The sequence below is a fragment of the Lactobacillus nasalidis genome (genome assembly GCF_016587775.1).
In the GTDB taxonomy this organism is placed as follows: Bacteria; Bacillota; Bacilli; order Lactobacillales; family Lactobacillaceae; genus Lactobacillus; species Lactobacillus nasalidis.
Genome location: NZ_BOCG01000008.1, coordinates 1 through 204 on the forward strand (window position 1 = coordinate 1; position 204 = coordinate 204).

Genomic DNA, 204 nt, shown 5'->3' on the forward strand with positions numbered 1-204 from the left:
CGTCCAGCGGGTTTCTGACGCCGCCGGAAACGATCAGGCGGTCGGTCAGCGGCGACGCCAGCAAGGCGGCCAAAGCGGTTGGCAGGCCGCAGTCGTTTAAATAATTCATCGGGTAGGGGCTGCGGGAATTTTCAATCTGGGCAAAATTCGTGCCGCCAGCGCCGCCAATATCAAACCAGCTAAAGCCGGCTGCCTGCAGTTTGC

General features: G+C 60.3%; 1 pseudogene. It reads right to left on the reverse strand.

The window, feature by feature from the left end:
• Positions 1–204, reverse strand: a pseudogene (locus lacNas_RS00060) (type 2 isopentenyl-diphosphate Delta-isomerase); the annotation flags it as partial.